We start from the raw sequence: 21,766 nt of genomic DNA on the forward strand, positions 1-21,766 counted from the left end.
ATAAGGAGGACGGGCGCGCCGAATGTTGCCCTTCCCTACGAGGAGCGCTAAAATGCGTTTTGTGATTGTCGGAGCAGGCCTCGCAGGAGCACACAGCCGCCGTGCATCTTCGCGAGGATTGGCGCCACAAGCCAAGATCGATATTCTCGGAGACGAACTCAGCCTGCCGTATGATCGCCCGCCGCTGCGCAAAGAAGTCCTTGGCGAGGGCGCACCGCGCTTATCAGGCAAAACGCGGAGACCCTATCCTTTGAACGGTATTTCGTATCATCCGGACAAACCGCGACGCAGATCGATCAAACCGCTCCGAAATTCTAACCGCTTGCGGGAAATGCTTATGTTTACGATCGGCTACTCCTCGCGACCGGATCGCGGGCGAGAAAATTGCCGGATGGCGTCGAACAAAGCTCGAAATTCTCTATCTGCGGGCAGCATGGAGACTGCAGTTCCGGCAGGAAATCCGATGCGCGGGAATCGCGTCAAATTGCCACCTTGATCGGCGGCGAGGTTCATTGGGTTGAAGGTTGCTGCCGCCGCTCGGGCGATGGCCTGCGGGGTTTTCTGTTTGAGATGACGGATCGGATGCTATCTCGCGGCATGCCTGCTATCCTGGACCGTTGGGCGCTTGAGAAATTTATCGCCTGAACAGGAGTCAGTTCCAGATTTGGCTCAAAGATCGATTCCAATTCGTATCAGGATGATGGTTCGTTGCGATTGCGCTGGAATGCATTCGCAGATATCGACGCAGTCAATTGTCGAGATCAGGGTTCAACCCGGCACCCACTTCCATCGGACGCGGGGCTGGACGTCGATGATGGTATTGTCGTGGATGATCGCTGCCAGACATCTGATCCGGCGATCTTCGCTGCGGGAGGTGACGTCACCCACGTCTTAGGCGGCGCGTACCGTCAGCGGCTTGAGTCCTGGAAGGTGGCCTCGGGCCCAATCGCTGGTACGAGGCGAAATCCATGGCGAGGATTGACTCGCATTATGCGGGCCGCCGTGGCTATGGTCGGACCAGTTTGGACACAACGTTCCAGTCGTTGGAGTGCTGCAAAATGCTGACCGCATGTCGTGCTGGACGATCCTGAAACGAACAATTGGTCGGCAATCTTCCTCGATAGTCGATAAAATTGCCGGCGCAATCGCGGGTGAACAACGGCCGTGATATTACGATGCTAAAGCGTGCCATGCTTCATGACGGAATCATTCCAGAGAAATTGCTCAATAGGGCGGCCAGATAACGCTCCCGTTAGCGGCGACTCCACCCTTCCGTGCCGAGTGGGTGAGGAAGTTCTTACGCGATAAGTACGATGTGGTTGTGAAAAATTCTGCGATGCCTTTTGTTGCCGAGGTTTCCGATGCTTCCTGACGTTCGCTAAGGCTCTCCGTTCTGCGCTTCTGCTTCCGTTGACGTGGAAGGCGGCGCGCCTCAGGGGTAGCTCTTCGATTGTAGGGAAGATAACCTTGATACGGCGTGGTCCGGAGCTCGAACGCAGTGTCAAATTGAACGCGAGGCGACGGCAGATAAGTCGATGCCCTGTCATCAAGGTCGACGCCTTCCCGTTTGCGAAGCGGTTGACCTGCACCGTCGCGGAGGCTTGGCAAGTGACCGGTCTCGGGCGGACCAAGATTTATGAATTAATCGGCGATGGTCGAGTTACCACGACGACCGTCGGTCGTCGTCAACTAGTCATTGTGCAATCACTGCTGGCTCTGGTTGGCGTCAATACGGCGCCTCAGCCGACCGCGGATGGGTTCGCGGCTCCTGATGACAGTCACCCGAACAGGTGCGGAAGCTGACGACAGCAGGCCTATCGGAATCGATTGTGAATTAGCTCTTTGATCGATTGTATATCAGCCCGGAAAAGCAGTGAGTGCGCTCCGGGCTGGGCCAGAGCCAAGCCTGCAAAGTTATGCGTTAGATGGCAAAGCTTCTTACTGTCATCCGCGCCGACCGCATTTTCACCGGGCCTCAGGACCAGCGGTACAACTGCTGCCCGAGGAGATCTTCCAAGGCTGTCGAAATATATTTACGCGTAGTGCCGCTCGATCATTTTCACGGAAGTGTTGTGCAGCTTAGCAACGTGCTGAATAGGCAGTCGGTTTCGCAAGCCGCGGACGATGCTGGAATGTCGTAAGGCATAAGGAATGGCTTCCGGCAACCCTGCGCGCTCGCGGATAGCATGCCACGGACGAGTAAGTTCTGCCGTCTTCCACGGACCCCGTTCTGACTTTCTCCAAACGATGCTACCTGCTTCCTGCTCATGGCTCCATCGCTCGAACAACGGCGCGTCCCTCGGACGATCTAAGATTCCCGGTAAGAGGACTTCGATGATATCTTCGCCCACCGGAACCGGGACGGAGCCACCGTTTCCGCCACGCCCCTTGTAGGAACCCGGTACCATCAAGCGTTGCTCTTTCAGTTGTGCATCACTGACGCGCATCCGCCTTGCCTGCGCAAATCGCGCGCCAGTTGCTGCAAGGCAGACGACAAGGCGATATAGGTCGCCTTCAAATCCTGCTCGTCGTCGATCTCGCATGCGGCTCGGAAGCAAGGTGCTGATCTGCGCGTCCGTGAGGACTTGATTGTCTCGGGCGACAGATATCTCGTCATCGTCATCAATGCGCTCAGCCTTGAACCCGTCTTTACGATAGATGGGAATGTTGGATTCAGCTTCTTTTGTTCCGCCGTCAAGCGTGGCCATGCTGCATTCAGCGCTGCCTTCAGGTCGTTTATGAGCCGCTGCTTCGTCGTGGCCTTCAATTCTACAGGAAGGTCCTCTCGCCACGTGAAGAGGTGATCTTCCTGTAGCGCGTGCAAATGGACTACGGCGAGAGAGGCAGCCTCAACGGCTTCCCTGGCTACCGCGCTCTTCTTGACCAAGAACGTAGCGCCGCAAGCGGTGACCAGCATCGGATCGGACCTCGCGGCCAGCCCTCCGGCTATCACGGGCATTACGCTCCCTGATGTATGTCTCTACAGCCGTCCGCACGGTGGGTGCTGGTCCGGCTGCTTGCGCCGCCGCTTCTATTCTGGACCGGGTGACGTGTTCCCGCGCTTGTGTCACCGCCTGCTCGAAAGTCAGCGTTCCTTCGGCAGGTTTGTCGTTGACGTCGTTAGCGACGCCGACCGGCGCCTGCTTGTAGTTGGCTCCGGCATGGTGATTACGCCAACGCACGAACCACGCCGCTCCGCTTGTTCTTGCGATAGCCAAGGTGCGCCTCGGCGTCGAGGCGCCAATGCACGCCAACTCCAACCGGGCGCGCGCCTTGGCGGTCGTGATCTGAGCTTCGGTCAGTGTTTTCGTCACAGCACCCGACCCCAAAGTCGTCGAATATCAGTCGAATAAGCATCGGCGTACAAAGCCGAACAGTGACGGACGGCTTTCAGATAAGCTATTGATAAGATTAGATTGTGGCGAACAAATGTGAACCGGCCGAGAAAAAACTTCCAGCCCTCTCCGGGCAGACATATGAGTGTGATCATAAGTTCGTGACCTTGCCATCCCCTAACGGAGAAAAATTCATGGATTTCGAATATGCGTCCAACGTCCAGGAACTGAGGCGGCGCGTCGGCGCGTTCATGGACGAGCACATCTTTCCCAACGAAGAGGAAATGCTGCGGCAGATCGCGACGGGGGACCGCTGGCAACCGCCGGAACTGATGGAAACGCTGAAGGCCCGTGCACGGGAGGCCGGTCTGTGGAACCTGTGGCAGCCCAAGTCCCATGGCGGGACGCTCACGAATCTTGAATATGCGCCGCTGGCTGAACTGATGGGGCGCTCCCCCTTCGGTTCGGAACCGTTCAACTGCTCCGCGCCTGACACCGGCAACATGGAAGTCCTTCTTCGATATGGCACGCCCGACCAGCAGAGGCGGTGGCTCGACCCTCTCCTGGAGGGGCGCATCCGCTCCGCCTTCGCCATGACGGAGCCCGCGGTCGCGTCGTCGGACGCCACCAATATCGAGGCCAGAATCGACCGGCAGGGTGACGAGTACGTCATCAACGGCCGCAAGTGGTGGACCTCCGGGGCTCCCGATCCGCGCTGTCGCATCCTTGTTTTCATGGGAAAAACCGACCCCTCCAACCCGGACCGCCATAAGCAGCAATCCATGATCCTGGTCCCCATGGACACGCCCGGAATCACGGTGGAAAAGGTGCTCCCGGTCTTCGGCTTCGACGAAGCACCCCACGGCCACGCCCAGGTGCTGTTCGAGAACGTGCGGGTCCCGGCCGGGAACATGCTCCTCGGCGAGGGCCGGGGATTCGAGATCGCGCAAGGCAGGCTGGGTCCTGGCCGCATCCACCACTGCATGCGGCTCATCGGTCTGGCGGAGCGGGCCCTGGAGAAGATGTGCCGGCGCGCCCTGGCCAGGGTCGCGTTCGGCAAGCCGGTCGCCGAACAGACGGTCACGCAGGAGCGCATCGCCGAGTCGCGCATCCTCATCGAGCAGGCCCGGTTGCTCACGCTCAAGGCCGCGTGGCTCATGGACACGGTCGGCAACAAGGAGGCCAAGGCCGAGATCGCGATGATCAAGGTGATGGCGCCGAACATGGCATGCCGCGTGATCGACTGGGCCATTCAGGCGCATGGCGGGGCGGGCGTGACCGACTCCTTCGGCCTCGCTCAGGCCTACGCGACCGCCCGTCTGCTGCGCATCGCGGATGGACCGGACGAGGTGCACCGCAATCAGGTCGCCCGCCTCGAACTGAAGAAGTACCAGCATCGGTGATCCGGATCGTGGCGGCAGAGGGAGGCGGGACATGAGCGCGGGGTCCGACGCGCTGCCCGGAACGCGAGGGCGCAAGCGGGTCTATCTGATGCGGCACGGAGAGGTGAACTACCGTGGCACCGACGGAGAGTCGATCCTGACCGATCAGGTGCCGCTCACGGAAGAGGGCGAGCGCCAGGCGGGGATCGCGGGCGAGGCGCTCGCCCGCGTGGATTTCGACGTGGCGGTGCATACCGGTGTTCCGCGGACGGTGGCCACCGTGGAGCGGGTCCTCGCGGGGCGTGCGGTCCGGAGAAGAGAGATCGCGGAACTGCGCGAGATCCGCACCGGCAATCTCCGCCTGCTGTCGCAGGAGCGCTTCGAAGCAGAGTTCGTCTACGGATTCGAGAACGCGGCGCAGCCCGGTGCCCGGTTCGCGGGCGGCGAACGGTTTGCCGATTTCCAGGCGCGCGTGGTTCCTGCATTCGAGCGGTTCCTGCTGGAGCCTGGATGGCGAACCGCGTTGGCGGTGTGCCACGGCGGCACCAACGCGATGCTGCTCGCGTGGATCACCGGCGGCGGGTTGGCGGGGCTCGGCCCCTTCGATCAGGATGCCTGCTGCATCAACGTGCTGGACTTCGACGTCGTCGACGGCACGGTGGTGCGCAAGCTGATCCGGACGGTCAATGCGACGCCGTACAACCTGACCAAGGATGGGGTGTATCTCAGCGTGATCGAGCGGCTGGTGGCGGGCGAACTGGCTCTAGGGAAGGTCTGCTCAATGTACGCGGTCGCGACGGAGGTTCGGCGGGCGGATGACGCGAAGGGCTGGGCCGCCATGTGCTGGAGCACACAAGGCTCCGGCCGACAAAGTCAGCCGCTCGCCGGGCCTCCGTCCCTGCGGGTGGCAATCGGAAACAGGCGCTGGCGGCGTTGGTCGGCTTGACGAGATGTCCAATCTCGCCTTCGCCGCCCGCCTTGCCATCGCCCGTTTCCGACTGCCACGCGATCCGCGTACATTGAGCAGACCTTCCCTAGCCCGACGCGGAGAGCGCCGGGGCGAGTTGCACGGGACACAGGTCCGGCACGAACGCGACCTGGTTCCGGCCGCTTTCCTTGGCGACGTAGACGCCCTGGTCGGCGAGCTTCAGCATTTCGTCCAGCGTCTTGCACAGGTCGGTCGTGACACCGATGCTCACGCTCAGCGGCACGCGCCGGTCGTCCACGCGGAAGTCGATCTCCGCGACGGCCGCACGCATCCGCTCGAAGACGATGGCGGCGTCTTCCGGCTTCTTCACCACCGGGATGCAGACGAACTCCTCGCCACCGTAGCGGGCGATGATGTCGGTCTTGCGCAACCCGCGCTGCAGTGTCGAGGCGATGAGACGCAGCGCTTCGTCGCCGGCCTGGTGGCCATGGGTGTCGTTGATGCGCTTGAAGTGGTCGGCGTCGATCACGCCCGCCGCGATGTGGATGTTCCCGCGCAGGGCGTTGGCGTGCAGGTTGTCACCCATCTCGAAGAGGTAGCGTCGGTTGCGCACGCCGGTGAGGTAGTCGCGTGTCGCCGAATCGCGCATGTGCCGCACGTAGCCCACCATGTTCGTGTTCTGCGTCACACGGCAGTAGAACTCCTCGATCGCGAACGGTTTGGCGAGAAAATCGTTGGCCCCGGACTTGAGCAGCAGGGCGGAAAGCCCGCGGCGCGAACTGTCCGACAGGCCGATGATCGCCATGTCCTCCCGGCGATAGTGGCTGCGGATGGCGGCAATGAGTTCGAAGCCGTCCATCTCCGGCATGTTGACGTCGGTGATCACGAGACAGATGTCAGGATTCTCGCGGATGATCTCCATCGCTTCCCTGCCGTGCGATGCCTCGAACGTCGGGTACCGATAGCGCCCGAGCAGTGCCTTCACGTAACCGCGGAACGAAAGCGAGTCGTCGACCACCAGCACCTTCTTCGCCAGGTTCTCGCGCAGCCGTCCCACGAGATAGGCCACATGCTCGATCTCGTTGGTATTGCGCTTGACCACGTAGTCGATGATCTGCTTCGACAGCATGGTCTCGCGCGTGGCCTCGTCCACGCTGCCCGTGAGGACGATGACCGGGATGCCACGGCCGGCGACGAGATCGACGATCTCCCCGTTCGGCGCGTCGGGCAGGTGCAGATCCAGGGCGGCGCAGAAGAAGCGCTCCGGATCGTTCTCCACCAGCGCACGGGCCTGTGCATAGGATTCCGCGGCTTCGATCCTGAAGCCGCCCAGGCCGCTGAGATACCCGCACAGCAGTCCGCGGACCGACCGGCTGTCGTCCACGACCAGCACCGAACGGTCCGTCGGGGCCGCCGCGAGGGGTTGCAGCCGTGCGAGCTTGTGATTGCCGGCGATGGGGCCGTCGTCCGCTTCTTCTGTCGTCACCTGCCGTTCTCCCTGTGGTTGTGCGGGTCTGCCGCTGGCGGCTGCCACTTCCTGGCAGACAATCCCTGGGGAATATCGGATGCCTCGTGCACCACTTTAGGGAGTGCGTGCAGCGTCCGGCGCGCATGGCGGCTCTGCACCCTGGCCGTGAATGCATTGCTCCGGGAGGGGAGCACATCGCGGAACGAGGCCGGCAATGCCTGACGGGCAGGACGGCAGCGGGCTCGAATGCCCGCGGATGGCACGCCTCGTCGCATCGATGGGCGAAGCGGGTGACGTGGCGCCCGGCCGCGGCGGCCAGACTGAGACGGTCCGCCGCGAGGGCGGACAGCAGCGGAATGCGGGGAAGAACGGGTCAGCCGAGGTCGATGCCCGCCAACGCGGTTCCCAGCCGTTCCAGGCTCGCGTGATGGGTGATGTCCGTATGGAGCGGCGTCACCGAGATCCAGTGGCGGTGGACCGCGCCGACGTCCGTGTCTTCGGGTTGCTCGCCCGTTTCGTGAATGAAACTGAGCCACGCGTACGGGAAATTCCGCGCATCGATGCGGTGGTCCACGCCGAGGTGGATGCTGCCCCAGTTTCCCTGGCGCACCGCACGCACGCCCTTCACCTGGTCCGGGTCGGCATCGGGGTAGTTGACGTTGTGGAATACGCCCGGCGGCGTCGGGATCGAGAGCAGATGTCTCACGATGGCCGGGCCGTACCGTTCCGCCGTGGCCCACCGCACGTCCTGCCCGCGGGTGAAGAGCTGGCTCATGGAGATCGCCCGGATGCCGCATGCCGTGGCTTCCATCGCTCCGGCCACCGTGCCGGAATAGGTGAGTTCCTCCGCGAGATTCGCGCCCCGGTTCACGCCCGAGAGGACGAGCGTGGGAGGGGATTCCTTGAGGATGTCGCGCAGGCCGATGACGGCGCAGTCGGCCGGCGTTCCCTTGAGCAGGGAGAACCGCCGTTCATCGAACTGGCGTACGCGGATCGGCTCCGCCAGCGAGACCGAGCGGCCGGCCCCGGAGCGCTCGGAGTCCGGCGCGACGATCCAGACGTCGTCGGTGAGGGCCCTCGCGATGCGTTCCATGACGGCCAGCCCGGGTGCGTGGATCCCGTCGTCGTTGGTGATGAGAATGCGCAGGTTCATGGGGGAAGGCGGAAGATCCGTATGAGTCGCGGTGGCGTACCCACGGCAGGCGCGGGGCGAGCGAGCTTAGCACGCAGAGGCGCGTCTTCCTGCCACGCGGCCGGGCCATCGATCTGTGCGGTCGCGACGCAGTACACTCCCGCTTCCCCGGCCGCGACAAGACCTTCCCCAGGCGGCAGGCACCCAGATCAGATCACGAGAGGAGAGTTCCATGGCCGACGCCGTCATCGTTTCCACCGCCCGCACGCCGCTGTGCAAGTCCTGGCGCGGAGCGTTCAACATGACCCATGGGGCAACGCTCGGCGGGCATGCGGTCCAGCATGCGGTGGCGCGCGCCGGGCTCGAGCCGGGAGAGGTGGAAGACGTCCTGATGGGCTGCGCCAATCCCGAGGGCGCCACCGGGCACAACATCGCCCGGCAGATCGCGCTGCGGGCGGGACTCCCCATCACGGTTTCCGGCGTGACCGTCAACCGGTTCTGTTCCTCGGGCCTGCAGACCATCGCCATGGCGAGCCAGCGCGTGATCGCCGGCGAGGCCGACATCTTCGTGGCGGGCGGTGTCGAGTCGATCTCGTGCGTGCAGAACGAGATGAACAAGCACATGGTCCACGAGGACAACCTGCTCGAAGAACAAGCCGGAGATCTACTGGAACATGCTGCAGACGGCCGAGACGGTGGCCCGGCGTTACGGCATCGGGCGCGAAGCGCAGGACCGCTACGGTGTGGACAGCCAGCTCAAGGCAGCGGCTGCCGCTGCGGAAGGGCGTACCCGCGACGAGATCGTTCCGATCAAGGTGACGATGAAGGTCGTCGACAAGGCCACCGGCCAGGAATCGACGAAGGAAGTCCTGGCCGATCGCGACGAAGGGATCCGCGCGGACACGACCTACGAAGGCGTGTCGCAGATCAAGCCCGCGGTCGAAGGCGGTGTGATCGCCGCTGGCAACGCGAGCCAGTTCTCGGACGGCGCGTCGGCCTGCGTGGTCATGAACAGCACCGTGGCCGAGCGCAAGGGGCTCACGCCGCTGGGCATCTATCGCGGTTTCGCGGTGGCCGGATGCGAGCCCGACGAGATGGGCATCGGCCCGGTCTTCGCCGTCCCCAAGCTGCTGGCCCGCACGGGCGTGAAGCTGGAGGACGTCGGCCTGTGGGAGCTCAACGAAGCCTTCGCCGTCCAGGTTATCTACTGCCGCGACAAGCTGGGCATTCCCAACGACCGGCTCAACGTGAACGGCGGCTCCATCGCCGTCGGGCACCCCTACGGTGTGACCGGCTCCCGCCTCGTGGGTCATGCCCTCATCGAAGGAAAGCGCCGCGGCTGCAAGTACGTGGTCGTCACCATGTGCATCGGCGGCGGCATGGGCGCCGCCGGATTGTTCGAAGTCGTCTGAGCGGAGAACCGCGCCCGGTCCGCCAGGCAGTCCGGAGCCTGCCGCTGCCCGCAGCCGGCTCCGGACGAGGTCCGATTCACCCGGTACGCAACGCCCGATCGAAGCCATGGAATCACGAATCATCAATCGCCGCGATCTCGATTTCGTCCTGTACGAACTGCTGGACCTCGAGAACCTCTGCTGGCGCGACCGGTACAAGGAGCATTCGCGCGAGACGCTGGATGCCGTTCTCGACACGGCCATGCAGATCGCGCAAGAGAAGTTCGCGCCCCACAACCGCAAGGCGGACGAGAACGAACCGCGATTCGTCGACGGGCGAGTGCAGATGATTCCCGAGGTGGGAGAGGCGCTGAGGACGTTCGTCGACGCCGGCTTTCTTTCCGCGAGCTTCGATGCCGAGCTGGGCGGCATGCAGTTGCCGGTGACGGTCGCGCAGGCGGCGTTCGCCCTCTTCAACGGAGCCAACGTCTCCACTGCGGCCTATCCGTTTCTCACCATCGCCAACGCCAATCTCCTGGCCGCGTTCGGCAGCGAAGCGCAGAAGTCCCTGTACCTGCCGCACCTTCTGAGCGGCCGGTTCTTCGGAACCATGTGCCTGTCCGAGCCGCAGGCCGGTTCGTCGCTGTCCGACATCGTGACGCGAGCCGAACCGCAGGCCGACGGCACCTATCGTCTCTTCGGACAGAAGATGTGGATCTCCGGGGGCGAACACGAACTGTCGGAGAACATCGTTCATCTGGTGCTGGCACGGATCAAGGGGGCTCCGGCCGGCGTCCGCGGCATCTCCTCTTCGCGGTGCCGAAGTTCCTGGTGAATGACGACGGATCCTCGGCGCGCGCAACGACGTCTGGCTGGCGGGCCTCAACCACAAGATGGGGTTCCGCGGCACGACGAACTGCGTGTTCAACTTCGGCGAGAAGGGCGGCGCGATCGGCGAACTGGTGGGCGAGCCGCACAAGGGGCTCGCCTGCATGTTCCACATGATGAACGAGGCCCGCGTCGGCGTGGGACTGGGCGGCGTCATGCTGGGCTATTCCGGTTATCTCCACGCTCTGGCGTACGCACGCGAGCGTTCCCAGGGGCGCCCGGTGATCTCGAAGGATCCGGCGAAGCCGCCCGTGAAGATCGTGGAGCATCCGGACGTGCGGCGCATGCTGCTCGCGCAGAAGGCCTACGTGGAAGGCGGACTCGCGCTCTGCCTGTACGCGGCGCGGCTGGTGGACGAGGAGCGGTCCGCCGACGAGCAGAAGAGCCGGCGCGACGCTCACCTGCTGCTCGAGATCCTCACGCCCATCGTGAAGTCCTGGCCGGCACAGTGGTGCCTCGCCGCCAACGATCTCGCGATCCAGGTGCACGGCGGATACGGCTATACGCGCGAGTATCCCGTGGAGCAGCTCTATCGCGACAACCGGCTCAACGCGATCCACGAGGGCACCAACGGCATCCAGGCCCTGGACCTGCTGGGCCGGAAGGTGGGCATGGAAGACGGCATGGCGATCCAGCGTCTGGCCATGGAGATCGACAGGACCGCGCGGGAGGCGAAGAACAGCGATTCCGCGCAGCTGCGCCAGTACGGCGAACGGCTGACGGACGCGCTCGCGAACGTGATGGAGATCGTGCGCAACGTGCTGTGCGCAACCGACAAGGGGCACGCGGAACTGGCACTCGCCAATGCACATCTGTTCCTCGAGCTGACCGGCCACGTGGTGGTCGCATGGCTGAGGCTCAAGCAGGGGCTGGTGGCCGTGAAGAAGCTGCCCGCGGCCCAGGGCAGCGACCGCGAATTCTATCAAGGCAAGCTGCAGGCCTGTGGCTACTTCTTCCGCTGGGAGCTGCCGCGCACGCAGGTCTGGTACGGCCTGCTCAACGACATGGATCCGACCTGCCTGTAAATGCAGGACGCCTGGTTCTGACGGCCGGACACCGTTCCGGCGCACCGAAAATCAAAAGGGGAAACGGCATGCAAGTGAAAGAACTCTTCGATCTCGAAGGCAGGGTGGCGCTGATCACGGGCGGATCGCGCGGTCTCGGACTGCAGATGGCATCCGCGCTGGGCGAGATGGGCGCCAGGCTGGCGATCACCGCGCGCAAGGCGAACGAACTGGAAGAGGCCGCCGCGGAGCTGCGGGGCGCGGGTTGCGACGTGCTGGTGCATCCCTGCGATCTTTCCGACCCCGCGGCGGCGAAGCCGCTGGTCGATGCCGTCATCGCCCGGTGGGGGCAGATCGACGTGCTCGTCAACAACGCCGGGGCGAGCTGGGGCGCGCCCGCCGAATCGCATCCGCTGGAGGCTTGGCACAAGGTGATGAACCTCAACATCACCGCGCTGTTCGTGCTGTCCCAGGCCGTGGGCAACGCGACGATGATTCCCCGCCGCAGCGGCAAGATCATCAACATCGCGTCCATCGCGGGCCTTGCCGGCACCGATCCGCAGTTCATGCCGACCATTGCCTACAACTCCAGCAAGGGGGCCTGCGTGAACTTCACGCGTTCGCTCGCTGCCGAGTGGGCGCAATACGGCATTCAGGTGAATGCCATTGCGCCGGGCGTTTTCCCGAGCAAGATGTCGAAGGGCATGATCGACCGGGCGGAGCAGTACATCATGGAACACACGCCCATGAAGCGTCTCGGCACGGATGACGACCTGAAAGGCGTGACCGTGCTGCTTGCCTCCCGCGCTTCCGAATACATGACCGGCGTGATCATTCCCGTCGACGGCGGTTATTCGGCGCTCTGAGTCCATGCCCAGTGTCTTCGATCTGAAAATTCCCTATGCGGAACTGCTGGGGATGCAGCGCCTCACGGAAGAATCCGGGCGTGTCACCGCGTCGGTGAACATCCGTCCCGAGCTCATGAACAGCTGGGGCGCGGCCCACGGCGGGGCGATCATGTCCCTGCTCGACATGACCATGGGCATGAGCGCAAAGTCGCTCGACCCGGAGGCCATCGGCGCGACGACCGTCGAACTCAAGGTCAATTTCCTCGCCGCCGCCACGGGCGAGATCCGCGCCGCAGGCCAGGCGACCCGCGCCGGGCGTTCGCTCGTGTTCGTCGAAGGGGAGGTGCGCGACTCGTCCGGCGCGCTGCTCGCCAAGGCGACCGGCACCTTCAAGCTTCGCCACACGCGGGCCGGACACTGATCCGGCCCGCCCCAGGAACAAGAGGAAACGATGCCGCTCGATCCGCAGATCCAGGCCGTGCTCACGGCCGTCAAGGTAGCCGGCCTGCCCGAACCGTGGCAGGTGACGCCCGACGAAGCCAGGGTGCAGTACCAGGCACGCGTCAAGCGGGTGGACGTCAAGGACGAACCCATCCACCGAGTGTCGGACCGGCTGATACCCGGCCCCGACCGTCCGATACCGTTGCGTGTCTACCGCCCGCGCGATACCGCCATGGGTGAGCGGCTCGGCGTGTTCCTGTGGTTCCACGGCGGCGGCTTCGTGATCGGCAATCTGGACACGCATGATTCCGCATGCCGCCGGCTGGCGAAGGAAGCGGACGTGGTCGTCGTGGCCGTGGACTACCGGCTGGCCCCGGAGCACAAGTTTCCCGCGGCCGTGGACGACTGCATGGCCGCACTGCGGTGGGTGGGGATGCATGGCGGCCCGGAACTCGACGTCGACACGTCGCGCATCGCGGTCGGAGGCGACAGTGCCGGCGGCAATCTCGCCGCCGTGTGTTCGCTGCTCGCCCGGAACGAGGGCGCTCCGAAGATCTCGCACCAGCTGCTGATCTATCCCGCCACGGCCCCGGAGCCCGAGACGGCTTCGCACCGGAAGTTCGCCGAGGGCTACCTGCTCTCTCGCAACTCGATCACGTGGTTCTACAAGCAGTATCTGCGCGCGTCGCGGGACGCGGAGGATTTCCGTTTCGCTCCGCTGCTCGCCGATGACCTGTCGGGTCTGCCGCCCGCGTTCGTGCTCGTGGCGGGCTACGATCCCTTGCGGGACGAGGGTGTGCAGTACGCGGCCCGGCTCATGGAAGCCGGCAACGAGTGCACCCTCTGGCAACTGGCGGGCATGGTGCACGGATTCATCCTGATGCTGGGCGCCGTCGACGCGGCCTCGGAAGCGCTCCGCGTGGCGGGGGCCGAGGTGCGCAAGGCGCTCGCGAAACGCTGAACGGAGGAGGTTTCGATGGGAATGCTCGAGGGCAAGGTCGCGTGGATCACCAGCGCCGGCACCGGAATCGGTCTGGCCGGTGCGCAGGCGCTCGCCGAAGCGGGTGCGACGATCGTGATGTCCGGTCGGCGCAAGGACGTGCTCGACACCGAAGCCGCGAGGCTCTCGGCCGCCGGGGCGAACGTGAGTGTCGAAGTGCTCGACGTGAGCCGCGCCGAGGACGTGCAACGCGTGGCCAGGGCGGTGCTGGACCGGCACGGCCAGGTGGACATCCTGGTGAACAGCGCCGGCCTCAACGTGCCGCACCGCTTCTGGAAGAACCAGACGATCGAAGGCTGGAACGAGGTCATCCGCATCAATCTCGACGGTTCGTACTACTGCACCGCCGCCGCGCTGCCTTCGATGCGCGCCCGACGCGATGGGCTGGTCATCAACATCTCCTCGTGGTCGGGAAGATTCGACACCTATCTCACCGGGCCGGCCTACAACGCCGCCAAGCACGCGGTGGTGGCCATGACGGCGCATCTCAACGAAGAGGAATGCGTGAACGGCATCCGTGCCTGTTGCATCTGCCCGGCCGAGGTCGCCACGCCCATCATGGACAAGCGGCCGGTGAAGCCGTCGCCGGAGGACATCGCCCGCATGCTGCAGCCCGAGGATCTCGGGCGCACCATCCGCTGGGTGGCCGAACAGCCGCCGCACGTGTGCGTGAACGAGATTCTCATCAGCCCCACCTGGAACCGCATCTTCCTGGGTGCGGCGGACCTCAAGCGGACCTGACGCCATGACCGCGCCCGGCGTGCTGTTCCGCAATGCCCGGATCCTGGATGCCACGGGCCGGGAGCCGTTCACGGGAGAGGTGCTGGTGCGCGGCAACCGAATCGCCGAGATTGCGGCGTCCGGCGTTGCCATGCCCGGGGCGGCCGACGTCCCGGTTGTCGACTGCGGTGGCGCGACCCTCATGCCGGGCCTCGTCGAGTCGCACGCCCATCTCAGTTTCGCCGACGCGGCACGCTCGGTCGACATGGGCTTCATTCCGCCGGAAGAGCACATGCTGCTCACGGTGCGCAACGCCGCGAAGATGCTGGACCAGGGATTCACGAGCTGCTTCAGTGCGGCCTCCGCCAAACCGCGGCTCGACGTGGTCCTGCGCAATGCCGTGAACGCAGGCGAATTTCCCGGACCCAGGCTGCTGGCGGCGAGCCCCGAGCTCACCGTCACCGCAGGGCTCGGCGACGTGCGGCTGGGTCACATGTACCGCGAGAACTTCGCGATCGTCTGCGACGGCGCGGACATGTTCCGCCGGGTCGCGCGCGAGATGGTCCGCGAAGGGGTCGACACCCTCAAGATCAACGTCTCGGGCGATGCGGGGACGCGCGCGTCTCCGGCGCGAACGACCGTGGTGACGGAAGCCGAACTGGACGCCGTGTGCGAGGTGGCGCGGGCGCACGAGAAGCGCGTGGCGGCTCACGCACGAAGTGCTGTGGCGGTGAAACTCTGCGTGAAGCACGGGGTGGACGTGATCTACCACGCCACACTCTGCGACAACGAAGCGCTCGCAGCGCTGGAGGGCGCGCGCGACCGCGTGTTCGTCGCACCGACACTGGGGCATCTCTTCGCAACACTGCACGAGGCGAAGCCCTGGGGTGTGCCGGACAGCCCGGCAGCAGCGCGCGTTCTGGAAGAGGAACTCGCCGCCGGCATCGGGGCCATGAAGGAACTGGTGAAACGCGGCGTCCGTGTGTTGCCGGGTGGTGATTACGGATTCGCCTGGAATCCCATCGGCGCGAACGCCAGGGACATCGCGCATTTCGTCGATCTCCTGGAAATGCCTGCGATGCAGGCCATCATCGCCGCCACCCGGATGGGAGCCGAACTCATGGGGATGGACGGAGAACTGGGGACGATACGCCCAGGCCACCTGGCCGATCTCATCGTGGTGCGAGGCGATCCTCTGCGGGAGCCGGCCATCCTTCGCGACCGGGAACGCATCGTGGCCGTGATGAAGGACGGCGTCTTCCACCGGCAATCCCTGAACGCCGCGCGCTGACGGCGCATTCCTCGGACAACGCCTGTCGCGTTCGCATCGCCGGCCGTCCTTGTCGCGCCGCTGCAACCTGCGGCGGTCGCCTGCACACCCTGCTCGCCAATTGCGTCTGGCCGTGACTAAGTCACGGGCTTTTGCCCGTCCGACGTTCTAGAGTTCTTCGGCGTTCCACCTGGCATGAGCGGAACGCCGATTGCCCGGCTGTCCCGCTGTCCAGAAGACTCATGCGAGCCGCCACGCGAGCGGCGAGTCATGGCGTGGCGCCGAAGAAGGACTGATCGTCGGCCTGCAACGATGAGATCTGCCTTCTTGGGGCGCACCGTTCCAGCCGAACACAGGAGACCTGACGATGTCACTTGCCGCACTGCGTTCCTCCACTCGCCTGATATTGCCTTGCATGATTGCGCTCATGACGAGCGCACAGGCCACACCCAGTCGCTGATCCCGGACATTCCCAAGGGCGACATCGCCGTTACGTTGAAGACCATCGCGACCGGTCTCGGTGCCCCGGACTACGCCATCAATGCTCCGGGGTCTCCCGACCGTCTGTTCGTCGTGGAGCAGAACGGGTTGCTGCGCGTCATCGAGAACGGAAGTCTGCTGGCGGCTCCGGCCCTGGATCTGCGCACGATGGTGTCGCCTCCCTTCAACGCAGGCAGTCCCAACGACGAGCGCGGCTTTCTCGGGCTTGCCTTCCATCCGGGCTTCAACGATGCGGGCAGCGCGGGCTATCGCACACTGGGCGACGGCGGCAATGCCAACGACGTGGGTGCCAGCCACATCGAGCCGGGCGGCAATGCCCAGAACCTTTCCACGCCGCTCGGCAAAATGATCCGCATCGATCCGGTGGCCCCGGCCTTGACCGCCGCCACCAGCACGGACGCGGTGAGCGCCAATGGGGAGTACCGAATTCCCACGACCAATCCGTTCCAGGCCGCGGGGCAGGTCAAGGAGATCTACGCCTCCGGACTTCGCAACCCGTACCGGTTCAGCTTCGACACGGTGAGTGGCGATCTGATCGCCGCTGACGTGGGTCAGGGCAACATCGAGGAGATCGACAGGATCGTCCTGGGCGGCAACTACGGCTGGGCGGTGAAGGAAGGCACGTTCCTCTTCGATCGCAGCACTGGTATTGGCGCCGACAGCCCCGGATCCCCCGCAGGCCTCATCGATCCGATTCAGGGAACGCAGGGCTTCCTGCAGTACGACCATGGGGACGGCATCGCCATCACCGGCGGCTTCGTCTATCGCGGCGACGGCATTCCGGAACTGTACGGCAAGTACGTCTTCGGGGACCTCGCGCTGCGTACCCCGCCGCGTGCCGATGGCCGGCTTTTCTACGCCGATCTGGAAACCGGTCTCATCCGTGAATTCCTGCTGCCCCAGTTCGAGAACGGCGTGCTGCCGGACGGACTCACCGTCCACGGCTTCGGTCAGGACGGCCACGGTGAGCTGTATGCGCTGGTCACGAACACCGCTGCCAACGGGACAGGGGGCATCGTGTACCAGATCGCGGCCGTGCCGGAACCTGGCACCACCGCATTGCTCGGACTGGGATCGGTGAGCGTGCTCCTGGTGGCACGCCGCCGGCTGCGCAACCCGCCCAAGTCCTGAACAAGCGAGCCCGTTTCCATCCAGAACGACCGGGAGAGACCCATGAACACAACGATTCGCGCCTGCTGTGCCGCCATGCTTCTCGGCGTGGCGGCCATGCCGATGGCCCGTGCTGCAGTCGTCCACGACGAAAGCGTCGAAGGCGATCTGTCCAACGACCGTAATGCGCCGACCGAAATCGTGTTGAGCGCCGGCGCCAACGACTTGCTCGGAACGTCCGGATTCGACGGGACCGCCTCCTTTCGCGACTACGCGACCTTCGTCGTGCCGGTGGGGGCCACGCTCACCTCCATCAAGGCGATCGAAGGCATGGATCCGGCCGTCGCCGTGTCGTTCATCGGCATCCAGGCCGGTCCGGCCATCACGGTCGATCCCAACCTTCCCAACCCCGCGTTGTTGCTGGGCTGGCAGCATGTGGGCTCGGTCGGTGCGGGTCAGACGCTGGACATCCTGACGGGCGTCACGCCGCTGGGGCCGGGAACCTACTCGCTGTGGATCCAGGACTTCGACTTCGGGGATTCCGCCTATGCCTTCCGCTTCGAACTGTCGGCCCCGGTGCCGGAACCGTCGACGTGGATGACGCTTGCGCTGGGGGGTGTATTCCTGCTCGGTTCCCTGTCGCGGAAGTATCCTCCAATCGCGGGATAGGTCTCAGACCGGAACCTCGGAACCGAGGGATAGCGGCGCGGCCATTCGGATACTTGGGGACCGGGGACCAGGGACTAGGGGCCAGGGACTACAAGCCCCCCGACCCTCGTCCCGGGCACGTCGATTCTCCGACTTTCCCCTCTGTTTCATCTTCCAACAGTCACAAAATCATCGAGGACGGCTACACTGTCCGGTCGTTCATCCGGCAGAGCCCTTCGATGAAGTCCCCAAGCCTCACCCGGCGCGATATCGAGCGCAACCTCCCCGAGCAGTTCGTCACGCGGGGGGAGGAGTATGTTCGCGAAGGCCGGGTGGAGCGGGTCCGGGCCGGCTCCGGCCCCGGGCGCTTCGAAGCGTTCGTGGCGGGAACCGAGGGCGAACCCTACAAGGTCGAGGTCCAGGTGTTTCCGGGCAACGGTGGCGCGCGGATCTACGGCAAGTGCACCTGCCCCGTGGGCGTGAATTGCAAGCATGTGGCCGCCACGCTGCTCACCGTGCTGGACAAGCCGCCACCGCGCATCGCGACCGATCCGACAGTCAATCTGATCGCGCCTCTTCAGCGCTCCATGGAGCGGGCGCCGCGCGCGCGGGAGGCGGGCAACGGCGAGCTTTCCCAGCCCTGGGTGACATGGCTCAACAAGCCGCCGAGGTCTTCGCGCCGCCCGCCGACAGGCCAGGGCGAAGCATCCGGCGCCCCAGCGCCTGTTGCCACCGTGCTCGATCTGACGGCGCCCTACCAGCGCGCCGGTGTGCGCGTGAAGCTCATGACGGCGCGGCTGCGCAAGGACGGGACCTACGGCGCGCCTGCAGCCTGGCACAACGCGCGCAATGCCATCAATTCGCCGCCGAGTTTCGTCGGTCCAGACGACCAGCGGATTCTCAAGATGCTGTTGATCGAAGGCAACGCAGCCTTCGACTCGGAAGTCGTGATTCGGGGCGGGGGCGCCGAACGGCTCCTGCCTGCTCTGCTGGCGACGGGCCGCTGTCATCTGGGTTCTGCGGACGCACCGCCACTGGCGCCTGGCGAGCCGCTGCCCGCCCGGGTGCGGTGGGTCCATGACGAAGATGGATCGCAGCGGATCGTGTGGGAGTGCGAGCTGCCGCTGGCGGCCGTGCTGCCGCTGTCCCCGCCCTGGTACGTCGACGAGACCCTCGAACGCTGCGGTCTGCTCGAGGCGCAGTGGGCGCCGGAGATCGCCTGGATGCTGTCCACCATGCCGGACGTGCCGGCAGAGGAGGTGGGCGTCGTGCGCGCGGCGCTGGAGAACCGCTTCCCCGGTCTGGGCATCCCGATGCCGGATGTCCTGCGCGAAGAGGACGTGCGGGGCATCGTGCCTCGACCCTGCCTGCGCCTGGTCACGTTGCAGGCCGTGGGGCGCGGCTACCGGGCGATCAACGAGTTCCTCAGTCTTGCCTGCCTGAGGTTCGACTACGACGGCGTGCGTGTCGGCGCCCACGATCCGGGCATCGTCCGCCAGTTCCAGGGCGGCATTCTTCGACGGATTCGCCGCGACGGGGCGGCGGAGAAGAATTTCCATGTGGAATTGCGCAGGATGGGGCTGGTTCCCGCGGCCGATCTGGGCCACGCGCTGCCCGAGGAATTCGACGCCGACTACGTGTTTCCTCACTCCGACGACTGGGTGCCGTTCGTGTGCGAACGGGTCCCGGAACTGCGCGACGACGGCTGGGTCATCGAGTTCGACGAATCGTTCGCCTACCAGCCGGTCGAGATCGAGGAATGGCATGCGGAAGTGTCGGAGTCCGGCCGTGATTGGTTCGACCTGAGCCTGGGCGTGGACGTGGAGGGCCGCCGCATGGACCTCCTGCCCATTCTGGTGACGATGCTGCGCGAACGTCCGGATCTCTTCGACAAGACGCGCGATGCGGATGCGCCGGAACACCTTGCCATCCGGCTCCAGGATGGCCGTCTGCTGCCAGTGCCGGTCGCCCGGGTGAGGCCCATCATGGCCATCCTGGACGAACTGCTCGACGCGGCTCCGTCGGGCAAGGTCCGTCTGCAAAGGCTCGACGCAGCACGCCTCAACTCGCTGGAGCAGGCGTCCGAGCTTCGCTGGCGCGGGGGCGAGGCGCTGCGTTCGTTCGGCCAGCGTCTGTCGCACTTCGATGGTGTGGTCCCGGTTTCGCCGCCCCAGGGTCTCAAGGCCGAGCTTCGTCCCTACCAGGCCGACGGCCTGGCCTGGCTGCAGTTCCTGAGGGAATACGAGGTGGCGGGTGTCCTCGCCGATGACATGGGACTCGGCAAGACGGTCCAGGCCCTCGCCCACGTGCTGGTCGAGAAGGAAGCGGGACGGCTCGACCGGCCGGCCCTGATCGTTGCGCCCACCAGCGTGGTGCCCAACTGGCGCGCCGAGGCCGCGCGTTTTGCGCCTGGATTGCGCGTGCATGTGTCGCACGGACTCAAGCGCAAGGAAGTGCTGGACCGCCTGGGCCAGTACGACCTCGTCATCACCACCTATCCGCTGCTGCCCCGCGACAAGGCGGTGCTCATGGAGCAGGAGTTCCACCTGGTGATCCTGGACGAGGCGCAGCAGATCAAGAACGCGCAGACCCAGGCAGCCGCGGTGGTCCGGTCGCTGCAGGCGCGCCACCGGCTGTGCCTCACCGGCACGCCGCTCGAGAATCATCTGGGCGAGCTCTGGTCGCTGTTCAACTTCCTCATGCCCGGGTTTCTGGGCGATGCGACATCCTTCCGCCGCAACTACCGCACACCCATCGAGAAGCACGACGACCTGCAGCGGCGTGCGGGTCTGGAACGCCGGCTGCGGCCCTTCCTGCTGCGCCGTACCAAGGAACAGGTGGCCTCCGAACTTCCGCCCAAGACGGAGATCGTGCGTCCGGTGGAACTGGGCAGCCGGCAGCGCGAACTGTACGAGACGGTGCGCGCCGCGATGGACGAGCGGGTCCGCCGCGAAATCGCGAGCCGCGGTCTTGCGCAGAGCCAGATCGTGCTGCTCGATGCCTTGCTCAAGCTGCGGCAGGTGTGCTGCGATCCACGGCTGGTGAAGCTGGATGCCGCCCGGAAGATCGAGGAGTCCGCCAAGCTGGACCTGCTGCTGGAGATGCTGGACGAACTGCTCGCGGAGGGCCGCCGCGTGCTGCTCTTCTCCCAGTTCACCGAGATGCTGGGACTCATCGAGGCGGAGTTGCGCGCTCGCGGCATCGAGCACGTGAAACTGACCGGCGACACCCAGGACCGCGCGCGGCCGGTGCAGCTCTTCCAGGAAGGCAAGGTGCCGCTCTTCCTGATCAGCCTCAAGGCAGGCGGCTCGGGCCTCAACCTGACGGCCGCGGACACCGTGATCCACTACGATCCCTGGTGGAATCCGGCCGTGGAGCGGCAGGCCACGGACCGCGCCCACCGGATCGGCCAGGAGAATCCGGTGTTCGTCTACAAGCTGATCGTGGCGGGCAGCGTGGAAGAGAAGATCGCAAGAATGCAGGCGGACAAGGCGGCGCTTGCCGCGGCCATCCTCGGCGAACCGGGCGCCAGCTCCAAGCCGCTCACGCAGGACGACATTGCAGCGCTCTTCGAACCCCTGGGAAAGGACTGATCGGCCCCTTCCAGGGATGGCCGCCGCGGTACCGCGGCGCGCCGGTTTCGATCAGCCCGCGACTCGCCCGGGACACCGGGGTACGCGCGGTTCCCGTTGCAGGTCGT

At 65.1% G+C, this 21,766-nt stretch carries 12 protein-coding genes and 4 pseudogenes; 13 read left to right on the forward strand and 3 right to left on the reverse strand.

Annotated features, from left to right (window positions below):
• Positions 1-52 precede the first annotated feature (52 nt).
• Positions 53-1,244: pseudogene (locus IPK20_15365) on the forward strand (FAD-dependent oxidoreductase).
• 789 nt (positions 1,245-2,033) lie between these two features.
• Here IPK20_15365 and IPK20_15370 read toward each other — a convergent pair.
• Positions 2,034-3,314, reverse strand: a pseudogene (locus IPK20_15370) (tyrosine-type recombinase/integrase).
• A 215-nt stretch (positions 3,315-3,529) separates the two neighbouring features.
• On the opposite strand from IPK20_15370, the gene IPK20_15375 reads away from it, so the two are divergent.
• Positions 3,530-4,738: an acyl-CoA dehydrogenase family protein gene (locus IPK20_15375; GenBank protein MBK8017965.1), complete on the forward strand. Its 1,209-nt coding sequence runs from the start codon at positions 3,530-3,532 to the stop codon at positions 4,736-4,738.
• Between the two features lie 31 nt (positions 4,739-4,769).
• On the forward strand, positions 4,770-5,663 hold the full coding sequence (locus tag IPK20_15380) for a histidine phosphatase family protein (GenBank protein ID MBK8017966.1): 894 nt from the start codon (positions 4,770-4,772) through the stop codon (positions 5,661-5,663).
• A gap of 88 nt (positions 5,664-5,751) precedes the next feature.
• On the opposite strand, the gene IPK20_15385 is transcribed toward IPK20_15380, so the two are convergent.
• Positions 5,752-7,074, reverse strand: a complete 1,323-nt coding sequence (locus tag IPK20_15385; GenBank protein MBK8017967.1) for a diguanylate cyclase — start codon at positions 7,072-7,074, stop codon at positions 5,752-5,754.
• A 412-nt stretch (positions 7,075-7,486) separates the two neighbouring features.
• Positions 7,487-8,260 carry a 5'/3'-nucleotidase SurE gene (gene surE / locus IPK20_15390; protein ID MBK8017968.1) on the reverse strand — a complete coding sequence of 258 codons (774 nt, stop codon included), beginning with the start codon at positions 8,258-8,260 and terminating at the stop codon, positions 7,487-7,489.
• 217 nt (positions 8,261-8,477) lie between these two features.
• Here surE and IPK20_15395 point away from each other — a divergent pair.
• The 10 genes and pseudogenes from IPK20_15395 (at position 8,478) to IPK20_15440 (ending at position 21,659) form a co-directional block, all read left to right on the forward strand.
• A pseudogene (locus IPK20_15395) lies at positions 8,478-9,657 on the forward strand (acetyl-CoA C-acyltransferase).
• Between the two features lie 106 nt (positions 9,658-9,763).
• Positions 9,764-11,549: pseudogene (locus IPK20_15400) on the forward strand (acyl-CoA dehydrogenase).
• A gap of 68 nt (positions 11,550-11,617) precedes the next feature.
• Positions 11,618-12,394 carry an SDR family oxidoreductase gene (locus IPK20_15405; protein MBK8017969.1) on the forward strand — a complete coding sequence of 259 codons (777 nt, stop codon included), beginning with the start codon at positions 11,618-11,620 and terminating at the stop codon, positions 12,392-12,394.
• Positions 12,395-12,398: 4 nt separating this feature from the next.
• Positions 12,399-12,797: a PaaI family thioesterase gene (locus IPK20_15410; protein MBK8017970.1), complete on the forward strand. Its 399-nt coding sequence runs from the start codon at positions 12,399-12,401 to the stop codon at positions 12,795-12,797.
• A gap of 30 nt (positions 12,798-12,827) precedes the next feature.
• Positions 12,828-13,778: an alpha/beta hydrolase gene (locus tag IPK20_15415; protein ID MBK8017971.1), complete on the forward strand. Its 951-nt coding sequence runs from the start codon at positions 12,828-12,830 to the stop codon at positions 13,776-13,778.
• A 21-nt stretch (positions 13,779-13,799) separates the two neighbouring features.
• Complete coding sequence (locus IPK20_15420) at positions 13,800-14,558, forward strand: SDR family oxidoreductase (GenBank protein ID MBK8017972.1); 759 nt, start codon at positions 13,800-13,802, stop codon at positions 14,556-14,558.
• Between the two features lie 4 nt (positions 14,559-14,562).
• The gene (locus IPK20_15425) at positions 14,563-15,828 is read left to right on the forward strand and encodes an amidohydrolase family protein (protein MBK8017973.1); all 1,266 of its coding nucleotides are present in this window, start codon (positions 14,563-14,565) and stop codon (positions 15,826-15,828) included.
• Between the two features lie 390 nt (positions 15,829-16,218).
• Positions 16,219-17,439: a PQQ-dependent sugar dehydrogenase gene (locus IPK20_15430; protein ID MBK8017974.1), complete on the forward strand. Its 1,221-nt coding sequence runs from the start codon at positions 16,219-16,221 to the stop codon at positions 17,437-17,439.
• Positions 17,440-17,481: 42 nt separating this feature from the next.
• A complete protein-coding gene (locus IPK20_15435; protein MBK8017975.1) occupies positions 17,482-18,087 on the forward strand; it encodes a PEP-CTERM sorting domain-containing protein in 606 nt (201 codons plus the stop codon).
• 218 nt (positions 18,088-18,305) lie between these two features.
• Positions 18,306-21,659 (forward strand): DEAD/DEAH box helicase, encoded by a 3,354-nt coding sequence (locus IPK20_15440; protein MBK8017976.1) that lies wholly within the window; start codon positions 18,306-18,308, stop codon positions 21,657-21,659.
• The last annotated feature ends 107 nt before the right edge of the window (positions 21,660-21,766 follow it).

The organism is Betaproteobacteria bacterium (assembly GCA_016713305.1).
In the GTDB taxonomy this organism is placed as follows: domain Bacteria; phylum Pseudomonadota; class Gammaproteobacteria; order Burkholderiales.